The organism is Pseudomonas sp. MT92, from assembly GCF_058792515.1.
This window is the reverse complement of the sequence record NZ_JBXAFA010000004.1, coordinates 103,087-120,982: the sequence shown is the minus strand read 5'-3', so window position 1 is coordinate 120,982 and position 17,896 is coordinate 103,087. Positions and strand designations below refer to the sequence as shown.

Annotated in this window: 17 protein-coding genes; 14 read left to right on the top strand and 3 right to left on the bottom strand. The window is 59.9% G+C overall.

Annotated elements, in window-relative coordinates; translation table 11 throughout:
- Nucleotides 1-123: 123 nt before the first annotated feature.
- The 8 genes from modA to AC1Q6D_RS08870 all read left to right on the top strand — a co-directional run bounded on the left by modA (nucleotide 124) and on the right by AC1Q6D_RS08870 (nucleotide 5,278).
- Nucleotides 124-891, top strand: coding sequence for a molybdate ABC transporter substrate-binding protein (gene modA / locus AC1Q6D_RS08905; protein ID WP_103404625.1), 768 nt, complete (start codon nucleotides 124-126; stop codon nucleotides 889-891).
- Nucleotides 892-1,572, top strand: a complete 681-nt coding sequence (modB, locus tag AC1Q6D_RS08900; RefSeq protein ID WP_047529455.1) for a molybdate ABC transporter permease subunit — start codon at nucleotides 892-894, stop codon at nucleotides 1,570-1,572. It begins immediately after the preceding gene.
- A 3-nt stretch (nucleotides 1,573-1,575) separates the two neighbouring features.
- Nucleotides 1,576-2,655 carry a molybdenum ABC transporter ATP-binding protein gene (gene modC / locus AC1Q6D_RS08895; protein WP_103404626.1) on the top strand — a complete coding sequence of 360 codons (1,080 nt, stop codon included), beginning with the start codon at nucleotides 1,576-1,578 and terminating at the stop codon, nucleotides 2,653-2,655.
- A gap of 76 nt (nucleotides 2,656-2,731) precedes the next feature.
- Complete coding sequence (locus AC1Q6D_RS08890) at nucleotides 2,732-3,751, top strand: DNA topoisomerase IB (protein ID WP_103404627.1); 1,020 nt, start codon at nucleotides 2,732-2,734, stop codon at nucleotides 3,749-3,751.
- A gap of 72 nt (nucleotides 3,752-3,823) precedes the next feature.
- Nucleotides 3,824-4,045, top strand: coding sequence for a hypothetical protein (locus AC1Q6D_RS08885; RefSeq protein ID WP_103404628.1), 222 nt, complete (start codon nucleotides 3,824-3,826; stop codon nucleotides 4,043-4,045).
- A gap of 131 nt (nucleotides 4,046-4,176) precedes the next feature.
- Nucleotides 4,177-4,407 (top strand): hypothetical protein, encoded by a 231-nt coding sequence (locus AC1Q6D_RS08880; protein ID WP_008031039.1) that lies wholly within the window; start codon nucleotides 4,177-4,179, stop codon nucleotides 4,405-4,407.
- 205 nt (nucleotides 4,408-4,612) lie between these two features.
- On the top strand, nucleotides 4,613-4,897 hold the full coding sequence (locus AC1Q6D_RS08875; RefSeq protein ID WP_103404629.1) for a hypothetical protein: 285 nt from the start codon (nucleotides 4,613-4,615) through the stop codon (nucleotides 4,895-4,897).
- A gap of 174 nt (nucleotides 4,898-5,071) precedes the next feature.
- Complete coding sequence (locus tag AC1Q6D_RS08870) at nucleotides 5,072-5,278, top strand: hypothetical protein (protein WP_103404630.1); 207 nt, start codon at nucleotides 5,072-5,074, stop codon at nucleotides 5,276-5,278.
- 306 nt (nucleotides 5,279-5,584) lie between these two features.
- Here AC1Q6D_RS08870 and AC1Q6D_RS08865 read toward each other — a convergent pair whose 3' ends face one another.
- The 3 genes from AC1Q6D_RS08865 to AC1Q6D_RS08855 form a co-directional block, all read right to left on the bottom strand.
- On the bottom strand, nucleotides 5,585-7,825 hold the full coding sequence (locus tag AC1Q6D_RS08865) for a TonB-dependent receptor (protein ID WP_103404631.1): 2,241 nt from the start codon (nucleotides 7,823-7,825) through the stop codon (nucleotides 5,585-5,587).
- 108 nt (nucleotides 7,826-7,933) lie between these two features.
- Nucleotides 7,934-8,335 carry a ParB N-terminal domain-containing protein gene (locus AC1Q6D_RS08860; RefSeq protein WP_103404632.1) on the bottom strand — a complete coding sequence of 134 codons (402 nt, stop codon included), beginning with the start codon at nucleotides 8,333-8,335 and terminating at the stop codon, nucleotides 7,934-7,936.
- A gap of 25 nt (nucleotides 8,336-8,360) precedes the next feature.
- Complete coding sequence (locus AC1Q6D_RS08855; protein WP_103404633.1) at nucleotides 8,361-9,251, bottom strand: HpcH/HpaI aldolase/citrate lyase family protein; 891 nt, start codon at nucleotides 9,249-9,251, stop codon at nucleotides 8,361-8,363.
- Nucleotides 9,252-9,854: 603 nt separating this feature from the next.
- Here AC1Q6D_RS08855 and AC1Q6D_RS08850 point away from each other — a divergent pair.
- From AC1Q6D_RS08850 to AC1Q6D_RS08825, 6 genes are read left to right on the top strand one after another with little or no spacing between them, the layout of a single operon-like run.
- A complete protein-coding gene (locus AC1Q6D_RS08850) occupies nucleotides 9,855-11,249 on the top strand; it encodes a Y4yA family PLP-dependent enzyme (RefSeq protein WP_256590269.1) in 1,395 nt (464 codons plus the stop codon).
- A gap of 14 nt (nucleotides 11,250-11,263) precedes the next feature.
- Entirely contained in the window at nucleotides 11,264-12,307 is a 1,044-nt protein-coding gene (locus tag AC1Q6D_RS08845; protein WP_103404635.1) for a PLP-dependent cysteine synthase family protein, read from the top strand.
- A 28-nt stretch (nucleotides 12,308-12,335) separates the two neighbouring features.
- Entirely contained in the window at nucleotides 12,336-13,493 is a 1,158-nt protein-coding gene (locus AC1Q6D_RS08840; RefSeq protein ID WP_103404636.1) for an NAD/NADP-dependent octopine/nopaline dehydrogenase family protein, read from the top strand.
- Between the two features lie 37 nt (nucleotides 13,494-13,530).
- Nucleotides 13,531-15,381: an IucA/IucC family protein gene (locus tag AC1Q6D_RS08835; protein WP_103404637.1), complete on the top strand. Its 1,851-nt coding sequence runs from the start codon at nucleotides 13,531-13,533 to the stop codon at nucleotides 15,379-15,381.
- A 13-nt stretch (nucleotides 15,382-15,394) separates the two neighbouring features.
- Nucleotides 15,395-16,639, top strand: coding sequence for an MFS transporter (locus AC1Q6D_RS08830; RefSeq protein WP_103404638.1), 1,245 nt, complete (start codon nucleotides 15,395-15,397; stop codon nucleotides 16,637-16,639).
- 16 nt (nucleotides 16,640-16,655) lie between these two features.
- Complete coding sequence (locus tag AC1Q6D_RS08825; RefSeq protein ID WP_103404639.1) at nucleotides 16,656-17,840, top strand: aminotransferase class V-fold PLP-dependent enzyme; 1,185 nt, start codon at nucleotides 16,656-16,658, stop codon at nucleotides 17,838-17,840.
- Nucleotides 17,841-17,896 lie beyond the last annotated feature (56 nt).

The window sequence follows — 17,896 nt, the reverse complement described above, 5'->3', positions numbered from 1 at the left end:
AAACCTGTGGTGAAGGGGGCTTGCCACAGTCCAATGCCCCCAAGTTCCGTTTGCAGGCATTTCGCTATATATTCTTATATATAGCGTTGCCCCTCTATGTAATGCCTGCCACGGAGCCGTTTCATGTCCCATAGCGCCTCACGTTTCGCCCCTGCTTGCCTGACCAGCCTTGTCGCGGTGTTCGCCTTCGGCTGCGCCCAGGCGGACGAAGTCCAGGTGGCGGTCGCTGCCAACTTCACCGCGCCGATCCAGGCCATCGCGGCGGGCTTCGAAAAAGACACCGGTCACACGCTGGTGACCGCCTTCGGCGCGACGGGTCAGTTCTACACCCAGATCAAGAATGGCGCGCCGTTCGAAGTGCTCCTCTCGGCGGACGACACCACCCCGAAAAAACTCGAAGACGAAGGCGACACGGTCAAGGGCTCGCGCTTTACCTACGCCGTCGGCACCCTGGCGTTGTGGTCGGCCAAGGAAGGCTACGTCGATGCTCTGGGCAAGGTCCTGAGCGACAATCAATACCAGCATCTGTCCATTGCCAATCCAAAAGCCGCTCCCTATGGCCTGGCGGCCACCCAGGTACTGGCCAGGGAAGGTCTGACCGACAAGGTCAAGGACAAGATCGTTGAAGGCCAGAACATCACCCAGGCCTATCAGTTTGTCTCCACGGGCAATGCCGAGTTGGGTTTTGTCGCGCTGTCGCAGATTTACAAGGACGGTAAAATCACCAGCGGTTCGGCCTGGATCGTTCCGGCCAGCCTGCATGACCCGATCAAACAAGACGCGGTGATCCTCAACAAAGGCAAGGACAATCCGGCTGCCAAGGCCCTGGTTGACTACCTTAAAGGGCCGAAAGCCGCCGCCATCATCAAGTCCTACGGTTACCAACTCTAAATGACGCTATCGAGTGCCGATTTTTCCGCCATCTGGCTGACCCTGAAACTGGCGTCCCTGACGACCGTCATCCTGCTGGTGATCGGCACTCCGATAGCGTTGTGGCTCTCGCGCACCCAATCCTGGCTGCGCGGCCCGGTCGGGGCGATCGTCGCCCTGCCCCTGGTGCTGCCGCCCACGGTGATCGGTTTTTATCTGTTGCTGGCGCTGGGCCCGAACGGCTTTGTCGGCCACTTCACCCAATCGCTGGGGCTGGGCACCCTGACCTTCAGTTTCGCAGGGTTGGTCATCGGTTCGGTGCTGTACTCGATGCCGTTTGTGGTCCAGCCCCTGCAAAACGCTTTTTCCGCCATCGGCACCCGCCCGCTGGAAGTGGCCGCGACCCTGCGCGCCAATCCCTGGGACAGTTTTTTCAGCGTAACCCTGCCGCTGGCCCGCCCCGGCTTCATCACCGCCGCCATCCTCGGCTTCGCCCACACGGTCGGCGAATTCGGCGTGGTGCTGATGATCGGCGGTAACATTCCCGATAAAACCCGAGTGGTCTCGGTGCAGATCTACGACCACGTCGAAGCCATGGAATACGCCCAGGCCCATTGGCTGGCCGGCGCCATGCTGGTGTTCTCCTTTGCGGTGTTGCTGGCGCTGTACTCCAGCCGTAAAACCAAAGCGGGCTGGAGCTGATCGATGATTCAAACGCGCCTGAAATTGAGCTACCCGGGGTTCCACCTCGATGTCGACCTGCAACTGCCCGGCCGTGGTGTCACCGCACTGTATGGCCATTCCGGGTCCGGAAAGACCACCTGCCTGCGCTGCATCGCCGGCCTGGAAAAGGCCGATCAAGGCTTTATCCAGGTCAACGATGAAGTCTGGCAGGACAGCGAAAGGAAGATTTTCGTGGCGCCGCACAAGCGGGCCCTGGGTTACGTTTTTCAGGAGGCCAGCCTGTTTACGCATTTGTCGGTGCTGGCCAACCTGGAGTTCGGGCTCAAACGTATCCCGAAACCCCAGCGTCGGGTCGACATGGCCCACGCAACCGAACTGTTAGGCATCGGCCACCTGCTGGATCGCCATCCACAACACCTGTCGGGCGGGGAACGCCAGCGAGTCGGCATCGCCCGCGCCCTGCTCACCAGCCCGAAACTGTTATTGATGGACGAACCGCTGGCGGCGCTCGACGCCCAGCGCAAAAGCGAAATCCTCCCGTACCTGCAACGATTGCACGACGAACTGGACATCCCGGTGTTGTATGTCAGCCACTCCCAGGATGAAGTGGCGCGCCTGGCCGACCACCTCGTCCTGCTGAGCAACGGCAAGGCGCTGGCCAGCGGCCCGATCGGCCAAACCCTGGCACGCCTGGACTTGCCACTCGCGCTGGGCGACGACGCCGGCGTGGTGATTGAGGGGCGCGTCTGTGCCTATGACAGCCACTATCAATTGCTCACCCTGCAACTGCCCGACACGGCCTTGAACATTCGCGTGGCGCACACGCCAATGGCCACGGGCCAGGCGTTGCGCTGCAAGGTTCAGGCGCGGGATGTCAGCCTGAGCCTGCACAGCGCCGAGCACAGCAGCATCCTCAATCTTCTGCCGGTCACTGTGGTCAGCGAGATGGGCGCCGACAATGCCGCCCATGTACTGATCCGTCTCGACGCGGCGGGAACCCCTTTGTTGGCGCGTATCACCCGCTTCTCCCGCGACCAGTTGAATGTCCATCCCGGCCAGCAACTCTGGGCGCAGATCAAAGCCGTGGCGGTGCTCGCGTAAAGGCATTGGCACGACTGAGGCGGCGCGGGGTCAATGCCTTTAACGGCCCCCTGACTCCTCGCCAAGGACAATTGCCATGCCCGATGCGCTGCCGTCCGACCTGCACTACGTGGATGACACCCAACCCGGAATCCGCCGCCAGAAACAGCGCGGCAAGTTCTGCTATTTCGATCCGGCGGGACAACGCATCACCGACCCGGACGTGATCCGGCGCATCAACGCGCTCGCGGTGCCGCCGGCCTACACCGACGTGTGGATCTGCGCCGACCCGCGCGGGCACCTGCAAGCCACCGGCCGTGATGCCCGGGGCCGCAAGCAGTACCGGTATCACCCACGCTGGCGTGAAGTTCGCGATCTGGACAAGTATTCGCGCCTGCGGGATTTCGGCCTGGCCTTGCCGAAACTGCGCAAACGGCTGGAAGCCTTGTTGGCCGCGCCGGGTTTCAGCCGCGACAAGGTCATGGCCACGGTCATCACCTTGCTCGATGCCACGCTGATCCGCGTCGGCAACACTCAATATGCCCGGGACAACCGCTCCTACGGCCTGACCACGCTGCGCAACCGGCATGTCGAGATCAACGGCAGTGCGATCCTGTTCCAGTTTCGTGGCAAGAGTGGCGTCGAACATCAGATCACCGTTAAAGACCGGCGACTGGCACGCATCATCAAGCGCTGCCAGGAGATCCCCGGACAAAACCTGTTTCAGTACCTCGATGAAAACGGCGAGCGACACAGCATTACCTCGTCCGACGTCAACGCCTACCTGCAAACCCTGACCGGTGCCGACTTCACCGCCAAGGACTACCGCACCTGGGCCGGTAGCGCCCTCGCCCTTGCGGTGCTGCGAGAGTTGCAATGGCAACCGGAATCGGAGGCGAAGCGGCACGTGGTGGAGATGGTGAAAAACGTCGCCCGACAGCTAGGCAATACGCCGGCAGTGTGCCGCAAGTGCTACATCCATCCGGCGGTGCTCGAAGGCTTTGTGCTGGGTACGTTGGCGCAGTTGCCCAGGCCGCGCATGCGTAAAGGCCTGCGCGCCGAGGAAGTCGGATTGGCCATGTTGCTGGAGAAACTGGTGTCTGAGCCGACGAATTGACTTGTCTATTTTTTGCACGATTACAAATGACTTCTATAGTTGATGTGTAAACGAATCAGCTGCGGTGACGCCATGGAAGACATTTTCGTCGTGAAGCGATGCAACAAGATCATCATTCATGGCCGCCGGGCCGGAGAAACCGCTCACTCGCCTCCTGACGCCGCTGTCTGGTATCGCATCGCCGATACCCGAACCCACGGTTTCATCGGTGACGGTTACGATCTCGAGGAAGACGCCCGGCACGTTTGCCGACAGCTCAACGCCAGGTCACACATCATGGCCCGACAAGGCTGATGAGCTTTAGCGTGCCTTGTAGGGGTCTATACTGAAAGGAGCTGAAGGACCAGCAATCCATCGGTAGAAAGCTCGCGCCCGGCGGGCTTTTTACTGCCAACTGCCAGGTTTCTCAAACGGAGGTGTTTTCCATGTCCGAAAAAGAGTCCATCACCACCCTGCTCACCCTGCTCGACTCGCGCCAGGTTCGCTTGGCTGCGGCGTGCAAGGAAATCGCCGACTGGGTCGATCATCAAGGCGGACATCCGACAGCCCTCAGAATTCGTGATCGCCTGAACGACATCGAAAAGGATACGCCGCTGATTCGCAACACCCTGTCGTCGCTCAAACCTGTCGAGCCTCCGCTGCCACGGTTCAGATGATTCGAATCGCACATTCGATGCTAAGGCGCGACCCGATGTAGCAGGCATGATTGGCGAGATTATCGTCACCGGTTGCGTGCCTGCCTGATTGTCTTCCTTTCTCCCCTGCCCAGCCCCGCGCCGGGATTTTTTGTGCCCGGGTCACGACCGAACGTCCCCGACCGTGAGTGGTCAAACGCTTACACGTCACCAAGGAGACGTTCTGATGGTCACTCACTTCAAAGTCAGCGGGCATTTGGCCTGCGGTCACAAAGGTACCCATCTCACCTCGACCCGCGAACTCAACCGGGTGAAATGCAGAAGCTGCCGCAACACCGAGGTTTTCAAGGAAGCACGCCGAAACGAACGTAACGCGGCACGCCGCGCCGCCCGCAAGGCCAAAGTCCCACACATCGTCACTGACTGGCGCCAGGCCTGGACCGAACGGTTGTCGGCCATGGCGGGACGGCAAAGATTGCCACGGGGCTTTGGTAGTCAGGCTTACGTCTAGACAAAAAATTCGGGCCGATCACATCGGCCCGAATTTCATGGGTCACAATCCGGCGGACTCGCGAGGCTGATGTCCGACACGCTGCAGTGGCGATAGTCAGTTTCCTCGACTAGGGTCTCAAACGTATCGAACTGCGGTGCCTTTATTGGCAGGAGCCTGATCAAGGAGGAAGCGATGTCACCCACGCGTAGTGCCGAACACACCTATCGTCAGTGGTCCAGCCCTATCCTGCTGGAACTCAAAGCGCGAGAGCACCAGTTGACCCCGTCGGACCGCGAAGCGCTGCACAATATTCTGCTGGAAAGAAGGCTGATAAACACTGGCAATCCAGCAGGCCCGGATCGGCGCAAGGCAGCGCCGCCCGATGATGCGAACCGTTAAAAACAGCTGATGTTGCAAAGCCCGATCCCGATGTCGGGCTTTTTCATTCCCCCCCTCAAGGTGCACCGCACGCCCCCTGCGCGGCGATGCTTATGAGACTGGTACGCAGTCCGTAAACTCGCAACATCTCGCGGATATGGCGATTCGCACTGCAATCAAATACCAGAGCAAGTTGATGGGTCGTCGCCTGAAACGGACGACACCGGTCAACAGAGGTGAATCCACGGTTGTCCAGCATGCGAATACTCCTGTTCACAAATGAAACAGGGCAGGCAGCAGGCCCCGGACTGTGCCTGCCCCTGTGCGTCAGAAGTCGACCGTCGCGGACAGTTGCAAGGTCCGCGGATAACCTGGCGAAAACGCGCCATACGAAGCAACGCCCGACCAGTACTCACGATCGAACACGTTCTGCACCGTGGCGCGGAAAGTCGTCGGCCGGCCTTCGATTTTCGTCGCATAACGGGCGCCGGCATCGAAACGGGTCCAGGCGTCCAGCTCCTGGGTATTGGCCTGGTTGACGTACTGACTGTCGGTATAAATCGCACCGCCGGTGAGGGTGAACCCTTCAAGCCATGGCGTATCCCATTCGGCCCACAGATTGGCCTGCACGTCTGGCACACCGACCGGTTTGTTGCCACGGTTGGCGGCTGTCGCCGAATCGGTCAATTCGCCGTCGAGCACCGTCACGCCGCCCATCAGGCGAGTGCCTGGTGCCACCTCGCCGAACATGCTCAACTCGATCCCGCGGTTGCGTTGTTCGGCTTGTACCGAAAACACGTTGCCGGCGCCGATTTCACCGCTCGGTTTCTCGATCTGGAACAACGCCAGGGTGGTCATGAAGGTGCCGTGTTCGTATTTCACACCGAGTTCATGCTGCTTCGATTCATAAGGCGCGAATGTCTCGCCGGCATTGGCCGCCGTCCCCGGTGCAATATCCCCTTTGCTCAAGCCTTCTACATAGTTGTAGTAGAGGGAAACGTCTTCCCAAGGCTTGACCACTACACCGACCAGAGGCGTGTTGGCGCTTTCGTTGTATTTCGAACTGACCGAACCCGCTGCGTTGTAGTTGCGAGATTCGATGTCCTGCCGACGCACGCCAAGGGTCAACTGGAAACGATCATCGAGCATGGACAGTGTGTCGGTCAGCGCAACGCCTGACAGTTCCGACTCGGAGATGCGCAGCACCTTCGGTGAGTTGATGTATTGCTTGGGCACATCGACCGGGTGATAGATGTTCGAACGGATCTCGGTGCCATTGGTGATTCCCCGGGACAGCTCATCCTGATATTTAGTCGCCATCAGCGTCGTCGTGTGGGTGATCGGCCCGGTGGCGAACACACCACGGATACCGGCGTCCGCCGTTGAGCGATCAACGTTGAACTTGTAGTAGCCCGGAATATTGCTGGTATCGCCAGCGTCGTTGAGGATTCTAGGCACCTGGTCGGACAGGCGCTTGACGTCGGATTTGCCGCCACCGGCGTGGGCAAACACAGTGACCGTGTCGGTCAGGTCATATTCGCCGCCAAGCAAGGCCGACTGCTCTTTGGTGTCCGACCAGCCCCAGTCCTGCGGCAGGTTGGTGCGGCCATTCGGCGCGGACGGGACATCGATGCCCGGCGCCACCGTGAATGGCCGCGACGCCGCCTCGAAACTCTCTTTCTGGCTGATGTAATCGAGGTTCAGGCGCAAGCGCTCGCCACGGTAATCAAGCGCGATGGCACCGATACCGAGGTCGCGGTGTTGATCGTCGATGGCCGTGTCGCCACCCTGCAGGTTGCCGTTGAAGCGCACGCCAAATTGATTGTCCGTGCCAAAGCGACGGCTCAGATCCAGATGACCACCCACCTGGGAATCCGAAGCGTAAGTGGTGGTGACCCGCGTCAAGTCTTCATCCAGCGGACGCTTGGGCACGATATTGATCACGCCGCCGACGCCGCTGTTGGGCGAGATGCCGTACATCAACGCCCCTGGCCCCTTGAGCACTTCGACCCGTTCGGCGTAGTCGGTAAACACGCGATAGTTCGGCGCTACGCCATACACACCGTCGAATGCCAGCTCGCCAAGATTGCCTTCGCCGATCGGGAAGCCGCGAATGAAAAACGAATCGACGATACCGCCGGTTTGACCGGTGGAGCGCACCGAAGGATCACGCTCCAGCGCATCGGCAACGGTCACGGTTTGCAGGTCGGCAAGGGTCTTGGCGGTGTAACTGGTGACACTGAACGGCGTGTCCATCACATCCTTGTTGCCCATCATGCCCAGGCGGGCTCCCCGTGCAACCTGGCCACCGGCGAAGGTTTCCGGCAACGACGTCGGGCCGCTGTAGGAAGCGTTGATGTGAGTGGTGTCGAGCGTCAGCGCGTCCGGGCTGTCATCGGCCGGCGTGGCTGGCGCGACGTTAGAACGCGGGTCGGCGGCAACGTCTTGTTGCTCGGGGCTGGCGGCCCAGGCGCTGGCGCTTCCTGCGACCAAAATAAAATTCAGCATGGCGGTACGCATGGCAAGCGTTAGCACGCGCTCACCGCTGGGACGACTGACAACAGGCATGACGTGGAGATCCTTTCATCAATAGGAAATGGTAATCACTCCTATTGCCAGTCAATTCACGAAAAAGTATCACCCCCGGAAAAGTTTTTTGGATGGGCCCGGCGAGGGTCAGGCGTACAGCCGCTCCAGCGGTATCGCGACCCTTGGTAACGCGGGGTCGAATGCATGCCGGGTGGTCTTGTACGGAAAGAGTTCACCGCGGGCGATGGTGGTGAATATCTGCGCCACTTCGAATGCCTGCCCTGTCTGCCAATGCCGCACACAGACCCGCGGATCGGTGTAATCGAGCTGGATGCAGGGCACCCGCTTCAAGCCCAGTTGCAACGCGGCGTTGAAGCGGTGATTACCGTCCATCACGATGCCGCGCGAACGCTCGACGATGATCGGTTCCAGCCAATGTCCCGCACGAACGATCAACTCACGCAACATCGTCACATTGGCCGGATCGACCTGCTCCGACTGCAGCACCTGGCACAGTGGCCACAACGCAATCTGATAACCCTGTTCCATGATGATCTCCTGATTGGCCAAGGGTTCAACAGGCATCGACACGGGCAATGGGCGTGTGCTGGCGGGCGACATCGAGCAGGCGCTGGGCGTGCTCGATCAGCGGCAAATCGACCATCTCACCGTCCACTTGCACCGCGTGACTGCCCGTGGCCACCGCGCTCATCACCCGATCGGCCCAGGCCAACTGACGCGAGTCCGGCAGGAAGGCGCGCTGCACCGTGTCCAGTTGCGCGGGATGGATGCACAGCTTGGCGCCGAAACCCAGCGAACGCGCGTAATGCGAGTCCCCGGCGACCACCGCCAAATCGCTGATCGCCGGCGTGACACCATCGATCGGCGACGGCAAATCGGCGGTGCGCGAAGCCAGCACAATGCGGTTGCGGGCGAACAGAAACGCCTCGGGTATCTGGCTGCAGTTGATATCGAGGGAAAAATCCAGTGAACCAAACGCCAGGCGTGCCAGGCCGGGGATCGCCGCAATTGATTCGACCTGCTGTAGCCCTTTGGCGGTCTCGATGATTGCGACGATCTTCAGCGTCGGCTGCCACTGCCGCAGACGTTCGACCACTCGGCTCAAGGCCTCGGGGCACTCGGCCTTGGGCAGGAAAATCCCGTTGCAGCGCTGCGGGTAGCGCATGTCGTTGAGCCAGGTCAGGTCCTGGCGAAACAACGTGCTGCTGACGCTGTTGAGGCGAATGTAACGCTCGCAGGCAACGCAAGGCGTAGTCTCCTGCCAGGCCCAGATGGCGGCGCGGGCGGCCGGTTTGCTGTCCGGGTGCACGGCGTCCTCAAGATCGAGAATGATCGCATCGGGCCCCGCTTCGACCGCTTTGGAAAAGCGCTCGGGACGATTACCCGGCACGAACAGGTAGCTGATCGCGAGTGGGGCCTTGCTGCTGAGTCGATCGAATTGCATGGCGTTGCTCCTTGGCGTGAACCAGTCGTGGTTTTTGAACATTTTCCGGCCCCGTCAGCGTCAGATCCGGGTGCTCGTCCGGGGCCTCTTGCAACAACCCTTAACGCCTTGGGGATCAAGGCATTAAAGGACTTTTTTATTTCGGGACGACCGCTTCCTTGAGCGTGTAAATACACGTTCATTGAGTGGCCTTGCGCCGGTCGTTATTCAAAAATATTTGAAAACCATACTTGATAATAGTTCTCGTTCGCAATATTGTTCGCTCCGCCAAGAGGAACTACCCTCGCTTCAAAGCGCGTTATCAGCACCTCGGGAAGTACAGGCCAGTGATGTCATTTGAATCTCAGTTGCCGGCCATCTACAGGGCATTACCCGTAAACGGGTGGCCAATCGGAACGTCCGTACAAAACTAATGGAATGAGGTTCCAATGCGATTTTTTTGCGATCCATTTATTACGGTCAGCGTTAAGCATCCAACTTCAGCTATCGCCTGGCACCCGCCTCCGAATGTCTAAACCTTGCTTCTAACGAGTAAAAGATTTCGATAGCAAACAGTGATCAACCTATCAGTGGCGACGTTGTTTTCGACGCCAGGGGTTAACGATGCCTACAGCAACTTCATTGCCAGTTGAACAACTAACAGAAGTTCACCATCCACACATGTTAAAACCGCTGATCGACCCGGTCATTTCCACACTCATCAACAAATTCCCGGGTAGGCTGGCCGATTTGGTCAAACAACATGGTTCCCCCTTGAATCTGGTTTGGCCCCATGCCTTTGAATTAAATACACAGGCTCTACTGGCCGTATTGAAACGCTACAACGTGCCTTACGCCATCTTCTATGGCGCCAAGGCCAACAAGTCCCAGAGCATGCTCGGCGCAGCGGCGAATTCGGGGATCGGCGTCGATGTGTCAAGCATCCACGAGCTGCAAGCGGCGCTGCGAGCCGGTACACCCGCCGCCAAAATCTGCGCCACCGGACCGGCCAAAACTGCGGTATTTCATCAGGCACTGGTCAGCGCAGGTTCACTGATTTGCGTCGATTCGCTGGAAGAGTTCGATCATCTGCAAAGCACTGTCGAAGCACGGCGCCCCCTCACCAAAGCCAGGGTTTTACTGCGTTACAGGCCCAAAAGCAGTCCACAGAGTCGCTTCGGCATGAGCTCGCAAGACTTGCTCGACAGTCTTCAACGGCTGACCAGGAGCACTGATGCTTTTCACTTCGAGGGTTTCCATTTTCATCTGGGCGGCTATGGATTCGAATCCCGCGCACAAGCGTTACGCGAGGTCACCGGGTTCATCGAGGCGGCTCGGGAAATGGGCCTGAGTCCGCAGATGATCGATATCGGTGGCGGTTTGCCGATTCGTTATGTCGAGCCGCAGACCTATGCCCGATTCTTACAGAACGACAATCAACCGAGCCATTATCACAACCAGAAAGTGCCCGACGCCTATTATCCCTACGGCGCAGAACTGACGGCGCCACAATGGTTGACGTTATTGCTGGAGGCCGAGCATTCACCCGGACTGTCCATATCCAATTATTTAAAACTGCAGAATATAACCCTGGCGCTGGAACCCGGGCGGAGTCTCGTCGATCAAGCAGCGATTTCATTGTTTCGCGTCACCCGCACCAAACAACTCGCCGACAACAAAACCGTCATCTTCGTTGAAGGCAGTAGTTTCAGCGCGTGCGAAACCTGGTTTGCCTCTGAGTACCTGGTTGATCCGATCCTTATCAGTTCACACGCCCCGCCCCACACCCCGACTCAAGCTTATATCGCCGGCCATAGTTGCCTGGACGATGACGTTATCAGTCACCGCCTGATTAACTTCTCGACTGCACCACAGCCAGGCGACTTATTGATTTACATCAATACTGCCGGCTACCAGATGGACTTGCTGGAAAACGAGTTTCATCGCCATCCCCTGCCCCGGCGGTTGACGGCGACCTGTTGTACGGAAGGTAACTATGCGTTTTCACCTGACTACTAAAGGGAACAGTTGAAATGATATTGAATAAAACTTCGGATCTTATTGGTAACACACCGATGTTGGGCATTGAAGTTCCGGATACCCATGCACGTTTGTTGTTGAAGATTGAAAAGAACAACCCCGGCGGCAGCATCAAAGATCGCATGGCACGCAATATGGTGTTGGCGGCGCTCAAGTCCGGTCGCCTGAAACCCGGCGGCGTGGTCGTCGAATCGTCCTCCGGCAACACCGGGATTGGGCTGGCCATGGCAGCGGTGGAGTTTGGTTTGCACTTCATCGCCGTGGTCGATCACCACGCCGCACAAGACAAGATCGCCGTGATGAAGGCACTGGGTGCGGACATTCGTTTCGTCAAAGGCACCTATCGGGAAGATGAAGTCGCGGTGGTCGAGCGGCAACGACTCGCCGCCGAACTGGCCAGTGAAATTCCCGGTGCCGTGTTCATGAATCAGTCCGATAACGCGGCCAATGCGGGTGGCTACAGTGATTTCGTTCGCGAAACCATCGCCCAGGTTGAAGGCGTGATTGGCGCCTATGTCGGCTGCGTCGGCACCGGCGGCTCGATGACCGGCATCGCTCGCGGCCTGAAACTGCATAACCCGGACACCATCACCGTGGCGGTGGAACCGGCCGGCTCCATCGTGTTCGGCCATCCCGGCTATCCCTACTACCAATCAGGCACCGGCACGCCGGCCGGCGACACCGTCGGCCTGGTGCTCGACTACAGCTGCATCGACCTGGGTGTGCAAGTCACCGATTCCCAGGCCTTCGAAACCGCCCGCTATATCGCGCGCAACCTCGCCCTGTTGGTGGGTGGCTCAACCGGCGGTGCGATCTTCAAGGCGCTGGAACTGATCCACAAAGGCGTGCTGACCGGCAACGTGGTGGTGCCAATCGCCGACGGCGGCGAGAAATACCTGCACACGGTGTTCGACGAGAAATGGCTGCAAGAACGCGATCTGATCGATCCAGGCATTGCGCCGCAACTGGATGCCTGGCTGGGCAAGACCCAATGGCTGGAATCCTTCTCCGCACCGCTGCAATTGAGCGTCGCATGACTCACCCATCACACAGGAGCACCGCTCGATGAATGTGTTGAAAGTCGCCATCTGTGGTGGCGGCAGGACCGGCCATCTCAACGCCATCCTGTTCAAACAACTGCCCAATGTTCAGGTTTCGATGCTCACCGGCAATCAGGAGATCATCGAACGGCACGCCCGCCAGTCGCCGATGCAGGCGCTGTTGCCCGACGGTTCGACACTGGAGGCCCGACTGGATCGCGTGACCACCGATGCCAGGACAGCCGTCGAGGATGCCGACATCGTCATCATCACCGTGCCTGCCCATGCCCGACCGCAAACCTTGCAAGCCATCGCGCCGCATCTGAGTGCAAGCAAACCGGTATACATCGGTGCGATTCCCGGTTTCTGCGGTTTCGACTGGCTGGCCGAAGCCACCCTGCCCGACCGTCCGAACCTGGTGATCTGGGGCATGAAGGATGTCCCGCATACCGCGTTCGAACTGGCGCCGGGGCGCTCGATCAAAATGGGCGGCGGCAAAAGCCAGCTGTATGTGGCGACCCATGCCAGGGAGTCGCAGGCATCACGCCGACAGCTGCAGGAAATGCTGACCCGGCTGTACGGCCCTTGCGTGACGATGCTGGAACACTACCTGGAGATCACCCTGACCCCGGGCAACCCGATCATGCACAGCTCGGTGATCTACGGACTGATCGGCCCCTACGGCCAGTGGCACCGCAAGATTTTCCCGCAACCCATGTGCTGGTGGACCGAGTGCCCGGAACTGGGCGCCTACTTCCTCGAACGCATGGATCAGGAAAGCCAGGCGTTGTGCGCGGTCATCAGTCAGCGTCTGGGCATCGACCTGTCCTCGGTCAAATCCCTGAAACAGGAAATCGTCGACGCCTACGGCGGGCAAATCCGCGACCAGAGCAGCATGCTGGCAATCCTGCGCACCAATCAGGCCTACAACGACATCCTTGCGCCGATGGTGCCAGCCGCCGACAACCGCGCCGGCTACGTGATCGAACGCGAGAGCCGGGCCTTCAACGAAGACGTCGCCTACGGCCTGGTGCTGTTGGTGGAAATGGCCAGGCGCTTCGACCTCAAGGTGCCTTACATCGAAGAAGTCTTGCACTGGAGCGTTGGCTACATGCAGGGCCTGCGCGACTCGGCACTCGACTACTTCCCCAGCCAGTGGCCACGCCCGGCAACCGCCGCCTGACCCATTCATTCAATTTTTCGACGAGCAGACCGCTGATATGGATGACTTCAAGACACTGATCGCCTACTCCCGCAAAAACGCGATGCGACGCTTGATTCGCTGCCTTTTTGCCGAAAATATCCTCGACCGTTCGGCCCTGAGCTTTTCCGACGAGGGCCACCAGGCCACTTACCCACTCAAGGGCGGCCGCGCTCACCTGGCCTTTTCCGACATCGCCAACGGTCCGGCCGACACCGTGGTCAACGACGGTGACGTGGTGCTGGTCACCGACGACGGCGTACGCCAGGTCATCACCCGCCATCAGGACATGCTCGATGTGCTGCGCGCCAGTTTCGACTTCGAACCCACCGACGAGGGCGTGGCCGGACTGAAGGCCGACATGGAAAACAGCCTGACCAACGACGCGCACGCCCGTCAGCATCGCCAGCAATGGAACGCCCGGTTGCAGCAGGCCGCCAGGGATCAGGGCCTCGCCAGTTTCACCGACTACCTGCGCCAGCAGGCCAACACCAAGGACGCTGCGATCCTGCTCGACCAGTGGGGTTCGCTGGAAGGTCATCCGTACTACCCGACCTGGAAATCGCGCCCGGGTCTGACCGATGCCGAAATCGAGCAACTGTCCCCCGAGTTCAATGCCCAGGTGCCGTTGCGTATCGCCTCGTTGCGCGCCGACAACGCGAAAAGCGAGAGCATGCCGCACGTGACCAGTTACCACGACTGGTTCGCCAGCCATTTCCCGGCGCAATGGGAACAATGGAAAGCCTCGCTCAACAGCAAAGGGCTGGACGAACGCCAGTGGCTGCCGTTGCCGATACACGCCTGGCACTTGCAGGCCTATGTCCTGAAGACGTTCGCGGCGGAAATCGAAGCGGGGATTCTGATCACCGACGGCCCCGATATCGCCACCCTGCCGACCATGTCCTATCGCACGATGATGCCGGTGCTGGACAACTGCGCGCCGCTGATCAAGCTGCCGATCGCCGTGTGGATGACCAGTGAACTGCGCAGCCTGCAAGCCAAATCGATTCACATGGGGCCGCGCATCAGCACGGTGATCACCAGGATTCTTGAGGCGGAAAACGGCTTCGATCAACGTCTGGAAATCTTCCCGGAAGAAATCGGCGTGCGTTACAGGAACGCGATCACTCAGGACGATCATCCCGGCCGTCATCTGTCCGTGGTCTATCGCGCCAGCCAGCCAGCGTTCGAGCGCACCGACGATTGGCTGCCGATTACCGTGGCGTCACTGTTCACCCGCTTGCCCGGCAGTGGTCGGCCGCTGTTCACCGATCTGATCGAGCGCGACGGCGTGCGGGCGAGCCCTATCCAGGTTGAACACTGGTTCCGTGAGTACGCCACCGTGGTGACCCACCCGGTGGTGGCGATCTATCTGATGTATGGCATCGGCCTTGAAGCGCATCAGCAAAACACCATGGTGCTGTTCTCCCCCGACGGCAAAGCACGTAGTCTCCTGATCCGCGATTTCGGCGATGGCCGCACGTACGCTCCGTTATTGGAAGCGCGTGGCTACCACCTGCAGCCCCACGTACAGCCGGGTATTCTGCCGACGGTGTTCCGCGGCGATATCGAGCCGGTGCGCATGTTCGTGCTCGACGCGGCGTTCCTCACGCATCTGCACGAGATGGCGCTGTGGCTGACCAAGGAATACGGGTTGAACAACACACGGCTGTGGGAAGTGTTGCGCGAAGAAACCGATCTGGCCTTCGAGGCTGTGCGCCACCGTGTGTCGCCGGCATTGTGGGAGGTCGAACACAAGGCGTTCGTCGAAGACCCATGGCCAACCCGGTCGTTGCTGCGCATGCACTTGATGCAATACAGCAACTATCGTTTGCAACACACCCTGACCAACCCGCTCGCTAGCGTTTAACCGAGGCTGACTCATGTCCCATGCAGGTGTCATCCAGGGTTCAAGAGTACGAATCCTGATTTATCTTCTATTTGCGATCCAATTGGTATCGATGGGTGCGATGGAAATGAGCGGGCCGTTCTGGCCTGTCCACCTGCGTGGGCTGACCACTTCGGAGTCGGTTTTCAGCTTCGCCAGCATCGCCGTGTACGTCGGGCCGATGCTGGGCATTATTCTGACCAGCGCATTCTGGGGCCGCATCGGCGATCGCTACGGTCACAAGTTGATGATGATCCGCGCCCTCGCCGGTTTGTCGTTGACCCAACTTGGGCTGGCGCTGTTCAGCGACATTTGGGTCATTCTGATCCTGCGTTTTTTGCAAGGCGCGTTCGCCGGCTACATCGCCCCGGCACAGGCTTATGGCGTCAGCATCGAGGCCCCTTCGCGGCGGGCGCGGTTGTTCGCCATCCTGCAGATCTCGACCAATGTCGGTTCGTTGCTCGGCGCCGTGGTCGGCGGATTGATCCTCGACTACGCGACGTTCTTCTGGATCAACATCATCGCCTCGGCACTGTGTGCGGTGTGCACCGTGATCGCCGCCGTGACCTTGCCGGACGTGCCGCCGGTGAAGAAAGCCCCGACCGCCGACAAGGCAACTCCCACCGGCCGTTCAGGCAGTGTGTGGCAGGGCTCGCCACTGCTGTCGTTACTCGGTGTGATGGGCATTCTGCTGCTGGCGCGGATGCTGCCGCAGACCGCCTTCTCGCTGTATGTCAGCTCGGTGTTCGAGGTCAGCCACTCGGTGGTCGGCCTGTGCTACGGCTTGCTGGCGCTGGGCTTCATTCTCTCGGCCACGGCCTGGTCGCGCTATTTCGAACACCGTGGTCAGCAGGAAACCCTGCAGCACATGACTTACGTTGTGCTTGGCTGCATCGCTCTCACCGCTGTGGCGGGCATCACGCGTAATCCGCTGGTATTTGTTGTCGCCTACTTCATCTGGGGCGTGCTGCTCGGTGCGACCACGCCGGTGCTGATGGCGCTGATCTCAAAAACCGCCGACAGCTCGCAACAGGGTCACGTGCTGGGGATTGCCCAGGGCACGGCGCAATTTGCCTCCATCGCGGGGATTTCAGCCGGGGGCTTGCTCAGTCAGGTTTACGGTCTGCAATACACCTACCTGTTCGTGTGTCTGGCCTATGGGGTGGCGCTGATTCCGATTGTCGCGCTGCGCTACTGGCCGGCGGTCATGCAACCGAGCCATGCCCCGCCGGGGGATTGATCAAGGAGTTCGTGCTTTGAACATTGAACAACTGCGCGCCGATACGCCCGCTGTCGCGCAACTGATCCACTTTAACAATGCCGGCGCGGCGCTGATGCCGACGCCGGTCATCGACACCGTGACCCGCCACCTCCAGCTCGAAGCACGCCTTGGCGGGTATGAAGCGGCCGCGCAATGTTCGGCCGAGCTGGAAAACGTGTATGGCGCCATCGCCCGGCTGATCAACGCTCAGCCGGACGAAATCGCCGTGATCGAGAACGCGACCCGCGCCTGGGACATGGCCTTTTATTCGTTGCCGCTGCAAGCGGGTGATGTGGTGCTGACCTCGACCACCGAATATGCCGGCAACTACATTCCTTACCTGCAACTGAAGCAGCAGCGCGGCATTGAAATCCGCGTCATTGCCAACGATGAGCACGGTCAGGTGTCATTGCCGGCACTGAAAAAAATGCTCGAGGACGAACGCGTCGCGTTGATCGCCTTGCCGGTGATCGCCACCAACGGCGGTCCCGTGCAACCGGTCGAACAGATTGGCGCCCTGGCCCGCGCTGCCGGCGTACTGTTTCTGCTGGATGCCTGCCAGGGGGTCGGACAGATGCCGATCGATGTGAAGAAAATCGGTTGCCACATGCTCGCGGCTACCAGCCGCAAGTACCTGCGCGGACCGCGGGGCATGGGATTCCTGTACGTCGAAAGGTCCTTGTGTCAGAACCTCGAACCGGTCTTTCTCGACCTGCACGCCGCATCGCTGCAGACATCCGACACCTTCGAAATCCGCGCCGATGCCCGCCGATTCGAGAACTGGGAGTGCAACGTCGCCGCCAAACTGGGCCTGGGTGCGGCGGTGCAATACGCACTGGCCCAGGGCGTGGACCCCATGTGGTTGCGAATTCAACATTTGGCCGGCTACCTGCGTCAGCGCCTGGCGGATATCCCGGGCGTCACACCGCGCGACGTCGGCAGCCTCACATCAGGCATCGTGACATTCACTCATCAGGGCAGCAGCGCGGCGCAGGTTCAACAGTGGCTGGCGGCACAGGACAAGCGCATCAACGTGTCGACCTCGACCTTCCGTTCGACCTTGATCGATATGCAGCACAGGGACTTGCTGGAGGTCAGTCGCGCTTCGCTTCATGCCTACAACACCGAAGCGGAAATCGACACGATGATCGCCGCACTGAGCTGTCTGCCGGGCGCCTGACGGGGATACCAATCGGCGCTTGCGTCGCAGCCGGGTTGCAAACTAGAATTGGGAAT

Coding starts and splice junctions, on each gene's coding strand:
- AC1Q6D_RS08890 (WP_103404627.1), top strand. CDS start 2,732: ATGCCCGATGCGCTGCCGTCCGACCTGCACTACGTGGATGACACCCAA.
- AC1Q6D_RS08860 (WP_103404632.1), bottom strand. CDS start 8,335: ATGGAACAGGGTTATCAGATTGCGTTGTGGCCACTGTGCCAGGTGCTG.
- modA (WP_103404625.1), top strand. CDS start 124: ATGTCCCATAGCGCCTCACGTTTCGCCCCTGCTTGCCTGACCAGCCTT.
- modB (WP_047529455.1), top strand. CDS start 892: ATGACGCTATCGAGTGCCGATTTTTCCGCCATCTGGCTGACCCTGAAA.
- AC1Q6D_RS08855 (WP_103404633.1), bottom strand. CDS start 9,251: ATGCAATTCGATCGACTCAGCAGCAAGGCCCCACTCGCGATCAGCTAC.
- AC1Q6D_RS08880 (WP_008031039.1), top strand. CDS start 4,177: ATGTCCGAAAAAGAGTCCATCACCACCCTGCTCACCCTGCTCGACTCG.
- AC1Q6D_RS08850 (WP_256590269.1), top strand. CDS start 9,855: ATGCCTACAGCAACTTCATTGCCAGTTGAACAACTAACAGAAGTTCAC.
- AC1Q6D_RS08870 (WP_103404630.1), top strand. CDS start 5,072: ATGTCACCCACGCGTAGTGCCGAACACACCTATCGTCAGTGGTCCAGC.
- AC1Q6D_RS08845 (WP_103404635.1), top strand. CDS start 11,264: ATGATATTGAATAAAACTTCGGATCTTATTGGTAACACACCGATGTTG.
- AC1Q6D_RS08830 (WP_103404638.1), top strand. CDS start 15,395: ATGTCCCATGCAGGTGTCATCCAGGGTTCAAGAGTACGAATCCTGATT.
- AC1Q6D_RS08865 (WP_103404631.1), bottom strand. CDS start 7,825: ATGCCTGTTGTCAGTCGTCCCAGCGGTGAGCGCGTGCTAACGCTTGCC.
- AC1Q6D_RS08885 (WP_103404628.1), top strand. CDS start 3,824: ATGGAAGACATTTTCGTCGTGAAGCGATGCAACAAGATCATCATTCAT.
- AC1Q6D_RS08875 (WP_103404629.1), top strand. CDS start 4,613: ATGGTCACTCACTTCAAAGTCAGCGGGCATTTGGCCTGCGGTCACAAA.
- AC1Q6D_RS08840 (WP_103404636.1), top strand. CDS start 12,336: ATGAATGTGTTGAAAGTCGCCATCTGTGGTGGCGGCAGGACCGGCCAT.
- modC (WP_103404626.1), top strand. CDS start 1,576: ATGATTCAAACGCGCCTGAAATTGAGCTACCCGGGGTTCCACCTCGAT.
- AC1Q6D_RS08835 (WP_103404637.1), top strand. CDS start 13,531: ATGGATGACTTCAAGACACTGATCGCCTACTCCCGCAAAAACGCGATG.